This window comes from Bradyrhizobium sp. sGM-13 (assembly GCF_018398875.1).
Classification (GTDB): Bacteria; Pseudomonadota; Alphaproteobacteria; order Rhizobiales; family Xanthobacteraceae; genus Bradyrhizobium.
Window position 1 is genome coordinate 1 of the sequence record NZ_JAGWDK010000365.1, and the last position, 255, is coordinate 255.

Sequence of the window (255 nt, forward strand, 5' to 3'; positions counted from 1 at the left end):
TTCTCCACGCTGGCGAACCTGTCCCTTAACGGAAGATCCCCCGGCCAGACCTCGCGGACATAAAGCAGCGGTCCGGCGAGCTGCGTCGCGTCGGGCTCGGGCATGTTGACCCATCGGATGCGCTGGCTCTGCTGCGCGACGCAGGTGCCGTTCGGCAGATAGAAGGCGAGCCAGCCGGTGGTGCCGTAATCCGAGGCCAGCACGCATGTGGCTCCCGTTCGCGCCCTCGCTGCTTCGATCTCTGCGGCCGTTTCG

1 pseudogene is annotated in these 255 nt (G+C 66.7%); it reads right to left on the reverse strand.

The annotated features are described in order from the left end of the window. A pseudogene (locus KJQ96_RS39325) lies at positions 1 to 255 on the reverse strand (glycosyl transferase); the annotation flags it as partial.